We start from the raw sequence: 14,573 nt of genomic DNA, 5'->3' as shown, positions 1-14,573 counted from the left end.
CCAGAACAGCAGTGCTTAGTTAAAGATTTTGACTTTTGCTTTGTAAGCTTGTCTGTAAGTCTCTACATATTCTGGCGATTTGCCGATAAGTCGTGCTGCAGGAGAAGACAGTTGGGACTTTCGAGCTACAACGACTCCGGGTAAGATACTCGGAAAAAAAATGAATTCTTTCACGCGCCAATCCGGAGCGCATCGCCAACGAAACCAGGACGCAGCAAGCGACTGTAAAGTATAGAGCCACTATCAGAAAACCAGAAAAATTGGGGTGTTTGGACGTTGTCTTCTCAGACGCATACCCAATTGCCAGAGGGCGGAGACGGGAGGTAGCAGGAACTACTTCGGTAATCCGTCTCCAACGTCCATTCGCAATCATACATGATTCTCCGAGAAAAATCAAGTAAAAATTACGAGGCTGCTTAAAATATCAGAGACATCAAACGAGATATATGATATAATTAAACATGCACTGGCAATCCTGGTTGGCAGTGCCGCGGTTCGGGAGTCTTGCACACTCGCCGAACCACCTATAGAGGGTTTTTACGGATGCCAAAAGGTAATATAGCAAAAAAGAAAATAAATTACAACACTTTTTTATTCCAGCCCAATTTTTGTGCGCGCCTACGTCGCGATCCAACAAATTTTGAAGGATAGCCAATATCTTTCGCGCACTTCCCCCAATGCGACTTTGTTTGCCGAGGTTTCCCGTGCCTATCGGGAACTGCAAAATAGGAAACTAATACCATTATTGAGACAATACCGTCTCCGTAAGAATATGTGCAAGAAATGTGCCAATGTCAATAATCCATTGTAAAACACCGCGGACATTAGGTGAATCAAGGATGGTATCAAGAAGTATATCTTCACAGGTTGAGAAATAATTTTAGCGTTTACCAAAAAATTTTGAGGAATGGGTAAAAATTTTTAAGAGTTTATAGGTGGGTGGATAATAGATGTATCGAGTCTGGATTTTCAAAATTTGAATAAAAAACGGAAAACTAAATAACCCTATCCTGCATCCAACATTCCGTTGCAAATTCCGTGATTATATGTTAGTCTATTGGACATGAAAACCGAAGCGCGGATATCCTCAGCGATGAACACCCCTGGCGTAATCCTTTTAATCTCCTGCTACGAACTCGGACACCGACCCGCAGGACTTACGCGTCCACTCCACGCCCTTGAGGCAGCAGGATTTGCCCCTGACATAACTGATATTGCTGTTGAGCCTCTGGATGCTGAAAAAGTCAAACGCGCCCGGTTTATCGGCATCTCAGTCCCGATGCACACAGCACTGCGGCTTGGTGTTCATCTTTTGCACCGTATCCGGCAAATCAACCCGGAGGTCTCTATATGTATGTACGGACTTTATGCGACACTCAACGCTGACTATCTGCTATCACACGGTGTCGATTTTTGCCTTCCGTCTTCAGTAACCCCCCAACCCCCCTTATCAGGGGGGCAAGTTAGGGATGCGTCATCAGGGGGGCAGGCTACGGACACTTCAACGCAACTCGTTGCGTTGGTGCAATCTCTTGTGGAGGGAAAGCAGGTTGAGACACAGAAGACTGATTTCTATACTGCGAAACTGCCGCCGTTAGAGGAGTATGCCCAATTTGAGGATAAAGACGAGGTGCGGACTGTCGGGTATACGGAAACAACACACGGGTGCAAGCACCTCTGCACACACTGTCCTATACCGCCTGTTTATAAAGGTAAGTTTTTTGCTGTGAACCGGGAAATAGTGCTGGACGAGATTCAGAAACAAGTGGCTGAAGGTGCAATGCATATTACGTTCGGGGATCCGGATTTCCTCAACGGACCGATGCACGGACTTCGCATCCTCCGTACGATGCATGAAGCGTATCCAAATCTTACCTTCGATTTCACGACGAAGGTTGAGCATATTCTGAAGCATAGAAAGCATTTCCCAGAATTCGCACAACTCGGATGCAGGTTTGTTATCTCTGCCGTCGAATCACTGAGTGACACAGTATTAACGATTTTGGAGAAGCATCACACGCGTGCTGATGTCGAAACCGCAATTGACATCGTTCAGGGGACCGGTATCGCACTCCGTCCGACGTGGGTGCCGTTTACGCCGTGGACAACCTTAGATGATTATCTTGAGATATTCCAGTTTGTTGATACGCATCGTCTTGTGTATCACGTGGATCCCGTGCAGTATGCCGTTCGATTGTTAATTCCGCCGGGTTCATACCTACGCAACCGCCCTGAGACAAAAGCACTTCCACTCACCCTTGATGAAGCCGCTTTCAGTTATACATGGGTACATCCGGATGCACGGATGGATGAACTTCATAAAACGGTCAATGCCCTTGTTGAAAACGACGCGCGTGCCGGTGCGGATACCTTAGAGACCTTTTATCGGATATGGTCCCTCGCTGCGGATATGCGGAGTCAACCTTCACCGAAACAGAGTAGAGGTGTACATCAACCCGCACCACGGATTACTGAAGCATGGTTCTGCTGAGCAGAACCCACAGAAGGGCAGTTTGCCCCAATCCAATTTTTTTAACGATTGCGTTTTGCTCCGATTGGCCGGACCACCCAATCAGGTTTCACATAAAAATTTCATAGTACTATGAAAAAACGTTGAGTGAAAATTCCTCTTAAACATAGTTGTGGTCTGAGTTTATGGCATTTATTGGAATTTATATTTTTCGGGTTTTACTATGAAAACACGCAGTTATTCTGTTGTCAATAACCGATTTTGGTGATAGAATAAACACTCTATGAGATATTTCAGGTCTAATAAACTATCTGTTTTTACTTTAGGATTTTGGCTATAAAGGAGAACTATGCCGGAACAATTACAACAATTACTCAATTTGGAAACCGCCCCTATCGCGGTAACTTTTCACGATGCGAAACCAGAGGGTGTTTCCCGGACAGAAAAGGTCGAAGCCTCCGGTTGTACCTATTGGCGACGCGCAGCGGAAGGCAAAACTTTCTATACCGAAGCCTCCGACCACTACAACTGTCCAATCGGGTGTTATACACACAATGTTGAACTCCCGGATGCACAGATGAAGGAACTCGAAAACACGCTCGGACTGATGGGAGAACTCGGTTATATCGCTATGGAAGAGGTCCCGGGCATACCTCGACACGAAGATCCGTTTCAGAGTGCTGTCTATTCTCCTTTAGCGGATGCCACTGACACGCCTGATGTCGTTATCATCTCCGGCACACCGAGACAGATGATGCTTCTAACAGAAGCAGCGACCGCTGCTGGCATTGGTACTGAGAACGGGGTTATGGGTAGACCGACGTGTGCAGTTATTCCCGCTGTCATACAAGGTGGCGGGAGCGTGAGCAGTTTGGGATGTATCGGTAACCGTGTGTATACTGCACTCTCCGACGATGACTTCTATTTCGCTTTCCCCGGTGAACACATTGACGCGCTCGTCGAAAAGTTGGAGACGATTGTAAATGCGAATCGTGCGTTAGAGGAATATCACCAGCAACGCCAAGCAGGGATTTAAGAGTCATGCAAAAGGTTGCCGTTATTACGGGCGCAGCGAGTGGTATCGGAAGAGGATTGGCGGAACGGTTCGCAGCGGAAGGCATGAGGGTCGTTCTCGCTGATGTCGAAGAGAGAGCGTTAGTTAATCTTGAGACGGACTTAAAGGCTGAAGGTGCAACCGTTTTGGCTGTGAAAACAGATGTCTCAAATGCTGACGAGGTCGAGAATCTTGCAGAACAGACGGTGGATGTTTTCGGTGCGGTGCATATTCTCTGTAACAATGCTGGTGTTGTCTGTAGTCGTCCGATCTGGGAGCATACCCTTGCCGATTGGGAGTGGGTGTTGGGTGTTAACCTGTGGGGTGTGATTCACGGTATTCGCGCGTTTGTGCCGCGTATGCTCGCACAAGACGACGCGTGTCATATTGTGAATACTGCATCCATTTTGGGTTTAGTGGGCGGTAGTGGTGAAGGCATCTATAAGGTGAGCAAACACGGTGTCGTGGTGCTTTCGGAGACGCTCGCCGATGAATTGAAACAGAAAGAGGCGAATATTCAGGTGCATATTCTTTGTCCGGGTTGGGTTCGCACTGGAATTCTGGAGTCCTCTCGAAACCGTCCAGATGCATTGCAAAATCCAGAGACAGAGACACCACCACGTCAGGAAACTATTGGCGGTTCACGGAATGTCCGCACCGAGATGGAGGCGGGGCTGTTACCTACTGAGGTTGCAGAGCATGTCTATAACGCTATTCAGACGGGGACCTTCTATATTCACACACATCCTGAGCACAAGACGTGGGTTCGTGAACGTATGGAACGTATTCTTGCCTAACCATTTTTATAAAGTTCAGATTACATGGGAAAATGTAGTAGACAGTTAGATTAGGAGTTTGAGTAAAGTTTCGGAGTACGCGTGTAAAAATTGGAGAGACGATAGACTATAATGACAGCGAGGTTAAAATAATCAAATGAAACGTAGATTGGAAGTAGAATTAGATTTTATCACAGACTTATCGCCGTTGGAACTCGCGTCAAAAGTTGCCCCGCTCGTTCGCGAGGCCGTTGATGCGGTGAAACAGTCCTTGGATGCTGAATTGGAATTCGATATTTTTCTTATCCTTGATGGACACGAGGTTCGCTTCGTGATGGAGTCAATGTAACTTGCTCTGCCTACATTTATTACGTCAAATCAAGCACGCTCCATGCGCCTTCACCCTTTGTCAATGTTTCAAAGGCATTGTTAATCCGTTTCAAAGGGTAGGTCAGTATACTCATATACAGGAGTTTGGATGGTCCGAACAGGCTGGCACTGTTCCCATACTGCTTGATGTAAGCGTTCAACAGTCTCTGGAGAAAAGTGTTGTTCTCCTGTCTCAATGTTGACTCGAGCCGGAACATTTTCAATTAAAAAGAACCGTCCGTTCAATTCAATAGAGTACGTCACATTCTTCTCAATTAAGGTTTCATTCCAAACTGCTTTGTTAGACATTTTTTCCTCTCAATTTGAAATTGGTCCATCGTAATGGGTCTGGTTCGTATAAAGTTATAATCTTGACTAGGGGTCTTGATGGATAACTACACTGAATGTGCAGAGGTCTTCTTGATCGCGTAAATCCCAAAATTAGGCAACTCGGACCGTATTTATCATTCGGGTAATCTTCAATTATTTCACACTGTTCAATAACTTCACGAATTTCTTGCACCCGGATCTGACGAATAATACTTTGATCCGTAGCATGTTGTGAGAACTCAAACTGTCCATTTCTTATTTTCCTTCGGATCTCATTAAGAATTGTCATAAAACTGTTAGACTTATTGGATTGTCAATATCAATAGAAAAATTACGCCTGAAAAACTTCCATCCCAATTATGAGGGCATGTTAAGTTAAGTCCAAAACGCTCCGTGCGACTTCACCTTTTGCCAACGCTTCAAATGCGTCGTTAATCCCTTCTAACGGATAGGTACGCGTAACGAGTTCGTCGAGTTTAAGTTGCCCACCTTTATAGAGCGAAACTAAGCGTGGGAAATCCACATGCGGGCGTGCAGTGCCGTACATTGAACCGATAACCATCTTCTCCGGCATCAGCATCCGTGCATCAAATTCGACAGGCGTGTTCTCCGGTGCGTGTCCAACGAAGACCGTCACACCTCTGCTTCGCGTACAGAGAATCGCTTGCCGGAACGTTTCCCCGATCAGCCCAATCGCTTCAAATGCGTAGTGGACACCGCGTCCGTCGGTAATCTCCTTAATCCGTTCTACGGGATCTACTTCGGAGGCGTTAACGGTATGCGTGGCACCGAACTGTTTACCAAGTTCGAGTTTGTTGTCAAGGACATCAACGGCAATAACAGGTTCACCCCCAGCGAGTGCGGCACCTTGGATGCAATTTAACCCGACCCCGCCGCATCCGAAGACAGCTACTGAGCTGCCCGGTGAAACCTGAGCAGTATTGATAGCGGCACCAACACCTGTCATCACACCACATCCGATGAGTGCTGCCTGTGCCAACGGCATGTCTTTATCAATCGGTACGACAGCATCTTGAGGCACGAGTGTCTCGGTACCGAAGGTCCCTAACCCCGCCATCTGGTCGATTTCATGTCCGCCCGTTTTTGTGGTAGGTCTACCGGAGCCGTCAGCGGGAAGCGCGCATAAGTTCGGATACCCCTTCTGGCACATCTCGCAAAACCCGCAGTTCCGTTTCCATGAAAGGATAACGTGGTCACCGACTTGGACTTGGGTTACGTCGCTGCCAATCTCTTCTATGATGCCAGCCCCTTCATGTCCAAGAATAACAGGTAACCTGACGAAGGGCCAGTCGCCTTTAACGACGTGCCAATCGGAGTGACAAACACCGCTGGCGATCAGTCGTACCCGCACCTGATTCGGTCTTGGACGCGGTAAGTCAAACTCTTCAATTTTTAAGTACGTGTCAGTTTCATACAATACTGCGGCTTTCATGGGTCCCTCCGAGATTTATAGTAAAGCACGAAAATAAGTTGGCACTCCACGATAACGTCGCCCGCTCGTAGGGGTGTTTTTGCTGGGGTGTTTCTTCGGGGTCACCCAGCCCCTACGAGCAACTGCGTGTCCAAATAATTATGGGCTTTACTATAATATGTGAAATTCCACTTATTTTTTTTCAAAATAGAGGCTATCGTTAAGAAAAGGGATTAAGGCAAAAGTTACGGCTTGCGTGTAGTTCAGCAATCTATCCACTACACCGTTTGTGAAAAAACCGCTGGCACTCTGTTTCTCTCTCGTGTTGAAATCTCCGGTAAGTTCATCAATGATGTGTCCTAATTCAATGCCTGCCAAAAGTTTTTCGACGATCCAGTTTGGTAATTCATACAAGCCAGATGTGCCAACACTTTCTCGGTGCTGTTGATCCAATATGTGGATGACGGTAAATTGGAACCATCTGTTATGTAGTTGAAGTACCCCACCCTCAATACCGAGGAAAAAGTTGGCGTTTAGATGCTGTTCGTCGTTGATCCGCTTTGTATGTTCGGCACGGTTCTTGGCACCGACGAAGGTGTCTTGATTAAAGGGTTGAGCAGAAACGCCGGAGTCAACGGATAATCCATGAATCTCCAACGGATTGAAAAATTTTGAGAAACTTTGTCGGGCACTCTCAATTTTGACGCTATTTTCTGAACCGATTAAAACTTTAGTAGGTTTCATAGGCATTATTATATCACTTTCAAAAAGAGAGGCAAGGAAGATTTAGAATTGACATCTGTCCCCGAAAAAAGATATAATAATTAGACGGACTGTTCAGTATGAGAAGCCGTAAAGTACACCTAAAACCGACAAGGGGAGGATTGATGTGTTTCGCTTTAACTTGCTCTGCAAGCCTATATTAAAAAATCAACGCGTTTTACTTGTTAGCATCTGCGTACTTGTGATGCTTTCATGTGGAAGTGGAGAGATTCAGAATTTTGAAGGCATCGCGATCCATGCGGATCCGCGTGTCGATAGGATTGATTTAAGGATCTATTTGGTTGACAGAAATGGCACGCCGTTGATATGGAATCAAAGCATTCTCAGTCCGAGTGTCGGTGTGAGTACGATCTCTGAAGCGGATTTTACGACTAACGTCAAAGTCTACTCTATGCGCAATGGCGAGAAACATCGGAAAGTCTACGATGGACGGTTGATAGACCTCCGCTGGTCGCAGGAGCTGAATAGGTTGGATCGCCTCATGACCGCGGAGATCCCACGTGCCTTTATCGAAGAAGACCCCGAACGCGATACCCCTTTAGGTATCATCACGGTTGAAATCCAGACAGAGAAGCAGGGACCTTTCACAGATACCTTAGAAAAGGCTGAAATCTATAAATTCTAAACTAATTTATCACGATAGGAAGCACACACCGTGCCCCGTCCCCCAACGCATCCGCTTGAAGGGTCGTTTGTTATTAGAAAACGCAACCGCTTTTTACTGAAAACTGAAAACCGATAACTGGGAACTACTAAAAAATATGCCTATTCACACACAGGACTACCGACATTGGGAAGGAACGCTCAACCCTAACCATTACACACGATGGTGGATTATCACAAAAGCAGAACTCAAACTGCTGGCACAACGCAAAATTGTCCGATTAATTGTTGCTATTCCTCCCGCAATCTACATTTTGGTTCACGCAGTTCTTATCTACATCCAGAATCAGTTCCCGGAAACGGCATTTTTGTTTAACATTGACAACGAGTTTTTTCAGAACTTCCTATTCCGAAACCCCGGCACAGGCCCCCCTACCTCATTTCTCATCGCGCTGATCGCTATTTTCGGTGGCTCGGGATTAATCGCTACAGATCTGAAGAATAACACGCTCGCCCTCTACCTCTCAAAACCCATCTCATGGATAGATTATCTCATCGGGAAATTCGCAGTCATTGGGATCCTACTTGGTTTTCTCACGGTGGTGCCTGGGCTTCTGCTATTTCTGGAGCAGGCACTGTTAGCGGACGTGTCCTTTCTGAAAGAGAACTATTGGATACCTTTTCCGATTATCGCCTATTCTGCACTACTTATCCTCTCTGCCAGCCTGTTGATGCTACTTTTCTCATCACTGACTTCAAACCCTCGCTATGCCACAATCGGTTTCTGCGCTGTATGGTTTGGCTCGCCTGCCATCCAGCAACTGCTCAAAGTGATTACCCGGACCAGTAAAACGGCTGTCGTCTCGCTTTGGGCAAACTACGAGATTCTGGGTTCAGTACTCTTTGACGGTCCACAGAGTCATGCTGTACATTGGGTTTGGTCGCTTCTTATCGTGCTCGCGCTGATAGTTCTCTGCCTCTTCGTGCTCCACCGTCGGATTCGTGCGGTTGAAATTGTTAAGTAACTGTTAGCGGAGTCTTGCGCCGTTTGCATCCCACATCTCACGCTCCGAATAGATCTGTGGTGGTGTTATCGGTGCCAGCGTTGGCAACCAATCCTCGCGGAATTGCTGAACCAATCGTACCGCATTCTGATAGGCGATCCGTTCTTTTGTTTCCTCGTCAAGGGGCGCCGCCTCAATCTGTGCTTGAACTAACCGGAAATCGTAGTAGGGCAGATCGCTCCCGAACATAATCCTATCACTGCCGAGGTTATTGACGAGATGTACCAAGTCCCAACTTTCATCTGCGCCTTCCGGCTTCTGTGCTACGTCAAACCAGACATTCTCACACATTCCACATTGGGCAATGGCATCGAGGTGTCCGGCTTTGCTCATTGAAACATGCCCGATGATAAACGTTACTGATGGGAATCGTCTCGCGTAAGTTGCGATGTTTTGCGTGGAACCTGCCTGATGTAATAGGCAGAGTCCGTTGTGCATCGCTACCACTTCAAGGAATGCGTGCAGCTCACCGCCGAGGGAATGTCCTGACAGTCCCGGATGACACATAAATCCGACTAAACCGTCTTCTTGCATTGCTCTATCAAGTTCATCCACACCAGCCTGTTCGTGTCGAACTTCAACGTTGCCGAGTCCGATCGGAAAACGTTCTGGGTGGAGTTTGCAGGCATTGGCAACCGTCTCGTGTTGGGCGCGCGTATCTAATACACCGCGTGCCTGCGGTCCTCCGCCTGTTGGACACGGAATTGCACCGATAACATTTGCTGAAGCCATTCTTGCGAGACATCGTCCAACACTCTGCCCTATAGTTGGGGCGCGTGATACGGTCATGCCGATGTGGCAGTGTACATCAAAATAGGGACGCATTTTTTAATTATTCCTTGCGGTTCGGTGAGGCGAGTTTAGCAAATGCGTGCTTTTCCGTAGTGCTGAAGAAACACCCCACCAAAAACCCCTCCATTTCACTACGGGCTACGCGTTCTGGCTAATATTCTTTTAACGCTCCACGGGCGCAATTCCGCCGTTAAAATTCCGGTACAGGCGTGTAAGTATTAAAACCGTCTGTTCTATCTTTGCCCTGCAACAGATAGATATAGTGTGCGCGCCGCCACTCTGCACCGGGGTAACGGACATCTGCTGGCATATAGCGCATTGTGTAGCCGCATCGCCGTTTTTCGGAAACGTTCGGACTTGAGTTGTGGATTGTCCACGCATCGTGGAAATGACACTCGCCGACCTCTAATTCCAAGTTGACTATCTTGGATGTGTCAAGGTCATCTTCCACCACTTCGCTTCCGAACAGCATATTTTTTCGATCAACAGATTCATAACGGCGATCGCGTAAGTTGTGGCTGCCGGGGATGACGCGCATGCAGCCGTTTTCGACCTTCGATTCATCAACTGCCAGCCACATCGTGATAACGTGCATCGGATCAAGCGACTCACCCCAGTAGACCCCGTCTTGGTGCCATGGGACTGCCATGCCATCGTTCTCGCGTTTGCTAATAAAATGGCTTGACCAGAGGACGATATCCGGTCCGATAAACCGCTCGATCACCTTCAACACACGTGGATGTGTCAGGTATTTGAACAGATAAGGATGCGCAAAATGCGGCACATCCATCTGCTCTGGACGCCTACCGTCCGGCAAATTTTCGATCATATCGTCCACATAATCCCGAAGTTCATCTAACTCCGGTTTCGTGAAGATGCGTCCATAAGCGAGATACCCGTTTTCTTTGTAAAATTTGACCTGCTCATCAGAGACAGTCGTTTCCAGTTGCCAGTCCATGTGTCACCTGTTTCTCTAAAATTTCGATCCATCACTGTCGGCGTTTCAAACGTCATCAGCAACGGAGTTTAGTTGATTATAAATTCTACCGTCTCATCCAAAACCCGAAAGCCCAAACAGCACATTCAACTCAAAAGAGAAAGTTTATTTCCTTTTTATTTTCGCCCAGGTGGTAGCCAATTTATCATTTGGTGAAACCGCCTCTGCTCCCAACGTCCGCGCAAGCCCTTTTTCGGCAATTTCTGTTATCTGATCCTCAGTCAACACAACGTTGAAGAGTGCCGCTTCATCTATTGCTCCATCCACAAGACTTCGGGAGGCAACACCGGCTTCACCCCCAATAGTAAAGGGTTTATGGTTATCTTCATTCTCTTTTTGCTGCGCGGAAATATCTTTTTCAGCCTCCAGTTTTCCATCACGGTACAATTTCATGGCACCCTTTCGGTCAGCAGTTGCAGCGAGATGGTACCATTTCCCATCGTTGATAGGCGATGTTCCAAAGAGATGAACGCCTGCCCCTTGTGCCAATCCAAACCAAAACAGCGGTTTTCCTTTGTTATTCGGATCAAGATTCCCGCGAACGCACAAGAGGTAGCCGTGCCTCGGCATAGCGAAATCAGCCTTTTCGATAATAGTTGCGTGCCAATCGTCGGCGGTTTTAGAATACTTGAACCATGCTAACATAGAAAAATTTGCTTTGCCGACGTTCAGGAGCGGTGAAGTGCCAGCGTTAACCAATCCACCACTTTTGAATTCCAATCCACCGTCGAATTTGCCATCCGTCCACTTCACAGGGTCTAAGAACTCCGCATCGAGCGCGTTTTCCGTTAAGTCCTTGGCGAGATCGCCGCCATCCTCGTTGAAGAGCCAGACGGCTACTGCCGTGGCGGGGTCAATTGCGGTGTGTCCTTGCGTGGTAAACAGCAGGACGGCAGCACCTATAACAGACCAGAAAATGCTCGGTTTTTGATATCTACCTCTCATCTGTATTACCTCCAAGATTATTTGCTTTGGATTTTGACACACATTTGTATCAAATGTCAAGCATTTTTTTATAGTAAAGTTTAGAATTAATAGGACACTCCGCACCGGTTCGGTTAGGAAACCGAACCTACCGGGGGGATGAAGTGTCTCTTTATTTTTAGGATTCACTATAGTTGTCAGTAAATGTCGCGACCACAGATCGCTCCTACAAGAAAAATCCACCAATGAATCGCGACCACAGGGCCCCGTAGGTTGGGTAGAGCGGAACAGAAAAGGCGGATGTAGGTGTTCCAAATACACGTGAAATCCGAGATGGCATCATATCCACACAAGGATGCAGCGAAACCCAACTTCATACTGTGCTGGTAATGGCATCGGAAACCGAGACGTTGGGTTTCTCTGGGTTTCTGTTGAATGTAGGTGGATGGAGCGGTTGCATGTTTCTCTGCCTTTTCAGGGATTTGAGGGTATCCGTTCAACCCAACCTACGGGACGCTGCGTTTTTTCTTAAATTGACACCTATGCTCCCACAAAAAAATCCATTATTCGTTGACTTTTGGGTTTAGTATGCTACAATATTGTCCGTAGTTATCAATATTATGATGTGGATTCTACAACCACATTACTGTTTTATACGAAACCTAACATATCCTATACTGAGGGAAACATGAACTTTAGCAAACGATTTTATACGTTGGCTTTCTTGATGATGTTGTCTATATCTTTACCGGTTGTTGCTGATGAGGAGACCGAAGAAGTTGTTCGGTTGGAAGATGTCGTGGTTACTGCACGTAAACGTGAGCAGCGATCTTTTGAGGTACCGCTCTCCGTTTCAACACTCCAGGGTGAGAAATTCGACACGATACGCTCATCGGGTATGGATGTACGTTTTTTGTCGAACCGCACGCCGAGTTTACAGATCGAATCGTCGTTTGGACGTATCTTTCCGCGCTTTTATATCCGCGGTCTCGGCAATACGGACTTCGACCTCAACGCTTCGCAGCCGGTTTCGCTGCTCTACGACGGCGTTGTGCTTGAAAACGCTTTGCTAAAGGGATTTCCCGCCTTTGACTTGGATCGGGTTGAGGTGTTGCGGGGCCCACAAGGTACACTCTTCGGACGCAATACGCCCGCGGGGATTGTAAAATTTGAATCGGCGCGTCCGACACAGATCCTTGAAGGATACGTACGGGTGAATTACGGTCGATTTAACAGCAGTAATTTTGAAAGTGCTGTATCGGGTCCGATCGTTCCGTCTGTGCTTTCTGCTCGGCTTTCATTGCTTGTACAGCGGCGAGACGACTGGGTGGACAACCAACATACCGGTGAAGATGATACCTTAGGTGGACATCAAGACTTTGCAGGTCGCCTACAGTTGTTGTGGACACCTATCCCGGAGTTGGAAACACGATTCAAATTCCATGCCCGCGATCTCGACGGCACTGCACGCCTGTTCCGCGCCAATATCCTGTCACAGGGTGAAGGTGGACTGGTGCAGGATTTTTCTCGGGGCAGTATTGCACATGACGGACGTAATGAGCAGACGTTAAGCACACAAGGTTTGAGCGTTGAAGTACGCTACGATATTGGGGACTTCCAACTGGTGACGTTGACAGGCTTTGAACGACTGACCAATTTCTCGCGCGGAGACATCGACGGCGGATACGGTGCTGCGTTTCTGCCAGTAAGCGGTCCCGGTGAGATTCCCTTCCCTTCTGAAACCGCGTCTGGTATTCCGAATCTGCGACAATTTAGCCAAGAAGTACGCTTGATGAGTCCAGCCGCGCGCCGTCTCACCTACCAGCTCGGTTTATACTATTTTTCGGAATTCGTGGAGATGGAGGATTTCAACTATGATACACTCGCTGAGGGAGCTTTGGATGGTGTCGCGCGACAAGAGCAGGCATCCACAGCACAAGCGGCATTCGCAGCGTTAACCTTCCAAATGCTTGAGAACCTCGAACTCGGTGCGGGGCTACGATTGTCGCATGATGCGAAGGACTATACAGCATGGCGGGATCAAGCACCCGCTGTTACTGGGGCAGGTCCACTCGGTCCTATCCACGAGAACCCCGAAGACACCGTCTGGAGCGGAGATATGAGCCTCCGCTATCAAGTGGCACCGAGTGTGCAGACGTATCTCCGCGCGGCGCGAGGCTTTCGGGCACCGAGTATTCAAGGACGCTTGTTGTTTGGTGATGCTGTCACAGTCGCGGATACCGAGACGATTCTCTCCTTTGAAGGCGGCACGAAATTACGTTTGTGGGACCAGCGGTTGCATCTGAATATGGCGGCGTTCCACTATTTTATGCAGGATCAACAACTCACTGCGGTGGGTGGCGAAACCAATTTCAACCGGTTAGTGAACGCTGATAGCACTATTGGACGCGGCGTTGAAGCGGAGTTGATTTTTATGCCAATCACTGCCCTTGAGGTTTCAGCGGGATTTAGTTACAACCAGACGCGGATTGACGATCCGAATTTGGCGATACAGGGGTGTGGTGCGCCGTGTACGATGTTGGATCCGTCTGTTGCTGATGGAATTTACGCCATTGATGGCAACAGTCTGCCGCAGGCTCCGGGTTGGATTGCAGACATAGCACTGCATTATATTCTCGACCTACCAGCAGGTGCGCGCCTCATTGCGTCCACGGACTGGGCATATCGTAGCCGAGTCCGGTTCTTTCTCTACGATTCTGTAGAGTTTGCCGACGATTGGCTTTTGGTTGGCGGTGTCCGACTTGCGTGCCTATTACCGTATAGCGACATAGAGGTAGCACTTATAGGACGGAACATCCTCAACGACACGTCTGCGACAGGTGGTATCGATTTCAACAATCTGACGGGCTATGTCAATGAACCGCGATTTTGGAGTCTGGAAATAGGGCGGCGTTTTTAAGAGCTGATGCGGTTGGGAAACCATCGCTACGTGGAAACCAAGGGATGAAGGTAAGTGCC

Annotated in this window: 15 protein-coding genes; 7 read left to right on the top strand and 8 right to left on the bottom strand. The window is 47.8% G+C overall.

What is annotated here, in order from left to right:
- Positions 1-1,093: 1,093 nt before the first annotated feature.
- The 4 genes from OXH00_04535 to OXH00_04520 all read left to right on the top strand — a co-directional run bounded on the left by OXH00_04535 (position 1,094) and on the right by OXH00_04520 (position 4,649).
- Entirely contained in the window at positions 1,094-2,491 is a 1,398-nt protein-coding gene (locus OXH00_04535; protein MCY3740265.1) for a CUAEP/CCAEP-tail radical SAM protein, read from the top strand.
- Positions 2,492-2,819: 328 nt separating this feature from the next.
- The gene (locus OXH00_04530) at positions 2,820-3,506 is read left to right on the top strand and encodes a DUF169 domain-containing protein (GenBank protein MCY3740264.1); all 687 of its coding nucleotides are present in this window, start codon (positions 2,820-2,822) and stop codon (positions 3,504-3,506) included.
- Positions 3,507-3,511: 5 nt separating this feature from the next.
- The gene (locus OXH00_04525) at positions 3,512-4,321 is read left to right on the top strand and encodes an SDR family NAD(P)-dependent oxidoreductase (GenBank protein MCY3740263.1); all 810 of its coding nucleotides are present in this window, start codon (positions 3,512-3,514) and stop codon (positions 4,319-4,321) included.
- Between the two features lie 136 nt (positions 4,322-4,457).
- Positions 4,458-4,649, top strand: a complete 192-nt coding sequence (locus OXH00_04520) for a hypothetical protein (GenBank protein MCY3740262.1) — start codon at positions 4,458-4,460, stop codon at positions 4,647-4,649.
- Positions 4,650-4,729: 80 nt separating this feature from the next.
- Here the strand turns inward: OXH00_04520 and OXH00_04515 are convergent, their stop codons facing one another.
- The 4 genes from OXH00_04515 to yjjX all read right to left on the bottom strand — a co-directional run bounded on the left by OXH00_04515 (position 4,730) and on the right by yjjX (position 7,175).
- Complete coding sequence (locus OXH00_04515) at positions 4,730-4,978, bottom strand: hypothetical protein (protein ID MCY3740261.1); 249 nt, start codon at positions 4,976-4,978, stop codon at positions 4,730-4,732.
- On the bottom strand, positions 4,971-5,282 hold the full coding sequence (locus tag OXH00_04510; protein MCY3740260.1) for a DUF4258 domain-containing protein: 312 nt from the start codon (positions 5,280-5,282) through the stop codon (positions 4,971-4,973). The genes OXH00_04515 and OXH00_04510 overlap by 8 nt, the downstream gene beginning before the upstream one ends.
- Positions 5,283-5,369: 87 nt before the next feature.
- Positions 5,370-6,452, bottom strand: coding sequence for a Zn-dependent alcohol dehydrogenase (locus tag OXH00_04505; protein MCY3740259.1), 1,083 nt, complete (start codon positions 6,450-6,452; stop codon positions 5,370-5,372).
- 171 nt (positions 6,453-6,623) lie between these two features.
- On the bottom strand, positions 6,624-7,175 hold the full coding sequence (yjjX, locus tag OXH00_04500) for an inosine/xanthosine triphosphatase (protein MCY3740258.1): 552 nt from the start codon (positions 7,173-7,175) through the stop codon (positions 6,624-6,626).
- 145 nt (positions 7,176-7,320) lie between these two features.
- On the opposite strand from yjjX, the gene OXH00_04495 reads away from it, so the two are divergent.
- Together OXH00_04495 and OXH00_04490 are read left to right on the top strand one after the other, a co-directional pair.
- The gene (locus OXH00_04495; protein ID MCY3740257.1) at positions 7,321-7,839 is read left to right on the top strand and encodes a hypothetical protein; all 519 of its coding nucleotides are present in this window, start codon (positions 7,321-7,323) and stop codon (positions 7,837-7,839) included.
- A gap of 136 nt (positions 7,840-7,975) precedes the next feature.
- Positions 7,976-8,842: an ABC transporter permease subunit gene (locus tag OXH00_04490; protein MCY3740256.1), complete on the top strand. Its 867-nt coding sequence runs from the start codon at positions 7,976-7,978 to the stop codon at positions 8,840-8,842.
- Positions 8,843-8,845: 3 nt separating this feature from the next.
- On the opposite strand, the gene OXH00_04485 is transcribed toward OXH00_04490, so the two are convergent.
- From OXH00_04485 to OXH00_04470, 4 genes are all read right to left on the bottom strand, one after another.
- Positions 8,846-9,706: an amidohydrolase family protein gene (locus tag OXH00_04485; GenBank protein ID MCY3740255.1), complete on the bottom strand. Its 861-nt coding sequence runs from the start codon at positions 9,704-9,706 to the stop codon at positions 8,846-8,848.
- 157 nt (positions 9,707-9,863) lie between these two features.
- On the bottom strand, positions 9,864-10,631 hold the full coding sequence (locus OXH00_04480) for a phytanoyl-CoA dioxygenase family protein (protein ID MCY3740254.1): 768 nt from the start codon (positions 10,629-10,631) through the stop codon (positions 9,864-9,866).
- Between the two features lie 144 nt (positions 10,632-10,775).
- On the bottom strand, positions 10,776-11,615 hold the full coding sequence (locus OXH00_04475) for a LamG domain-containing protein (protein ID MCY3740253.1): 840 nt from the start codon (positions 11,613-11,615) through the stop codon (positions 10,776-10,778).
- 176 nt (positions 11,616-11,791) lie between these two features.
- Positions 11,792-12,094 (bottom strand): hypothetical protein, encoded by a 303-nt coding sequence (locus tag OXH00_04470; protein ID MCY3740252.1) that lies wholly within the window; start codon positions 12,092-12,094, stop codon positions 11,792-11,794.
- 188 nt (positions 12,095-12,282) lie between these two features.
- On the opposite strand from OXH00_04470, the gene OXH00_04465 reads away from it, so the two are divergent.
- On the top strand, positions 12,283-14,514 hold the full coding sequence (locus OXH00_04465) for a TonB-dependent receptor (GenBank protein MCY3740251.1): 2,232 nt from the start codon (positions 12,283-12,285) through the stop codon (positions 14,512-14,514).
- The last annotated feature ends 59 nt before the right edge of the window (positions 14,515-14,573 follow it).

It is taken from the genome of Candidatus Poribacteria bacterium, assembly GCA_026706025.1.
Classification (GTDB): domain Bacteria; phylum Poribacteria; class WGA-4E; order WGA-4E; family WGA-3G; genus WGA-3G.
The sequence above is the reverse complement of the archived record's forward strand: the minus strand, read 5'-3'. Positions and strand labels throughout refer to the sequence as shown.

Excerpts from the sequence above, each read along its gene's own strand:
- OXH00_04535 (MCY3740265.1), top strand. The coding sequence starts at position 1,094 with ATGAACACCCCTGGCGTAATCCTTTTAATCTCCTGCTACGAACTCGGA.
- OXH00_04530 (MCY3740264.1), top strand. The coding sequence starts at position 2,820 with ATGCCGGAACAATTACAACAATTACTCAATTTGGAAACCGCCCCTATC.
- OXH00_04525 (MCY3740263.1), top strand. The coding sequence starts at position 3,512 with ATGCAAAAGGTTGCCGTTATTACGGGCGCAGCGAGTGGTATCGGAAGA.
- OXH00_04520 (MCY3740262.1), top strand. The coding sequence starts at position 4,458 with ATGAAACGTAGATTGGAAGTAGAATTAGATTTTATCACAGACTTATCG.
- OXH00_04515 (MCY3740261.1), bottom strand. The coding sequence starts at position 4,978 with ATGTCTAACAAAGCAGTTTGGAATGAAACCTTAATTGAGAAGAATGTG.
- OXH00_04505 (MCY3740259.1), bottom strand. The coding sequence starts at position 6,452 with ATGAAAGCCGCAGTATTGTATGAAACTGACACGTACTTAAAAATTGAA.
- yjjX (MCY3740258.1), bottom strand. The coding sequence starts at position 7,175 with ATGAAACCTACTAAAGTTTTAATCGGTTCAGAAAATAGCGTCAAAATT.
- OXH00_04490 (MCY3740256.1), top strand. The coding sequence starts at position 7,976 with ATGCCTATTCACACACAGGACTACCGACATTGGGAAGGAACGCTCAAC.
- OXH00_04485 (MCY3740255.1), bottom strand. The coding sequence starts at position 9,706 with ATGCGTCCCTATTTTGATGTACACTGCCACATCGGCATGACCGTATCA.
- OXH00_04480 (MCY3740254.1), bottom strand. The coding sequence starts at position 10,631 with ATGGACTGGCAACTGGAAACGACTGTCTCTGATGAGCAGGTCAAATTT.
- OXH00_04475 (MCY3740253.1), bottom strand. The coding sequence starts at position 11,615 with ATGAGAGGTAGATATCAAAAACCGAGCATTTTCTGGTCTGTTATAGGT.
- OXH00_04465 (MCY3740251.1), top strand. The coding sequence starts at position 12,283 with ATGAACTTTAGCAAACGATTTTATACGTTGGCTTTCTTGATGATGTTG.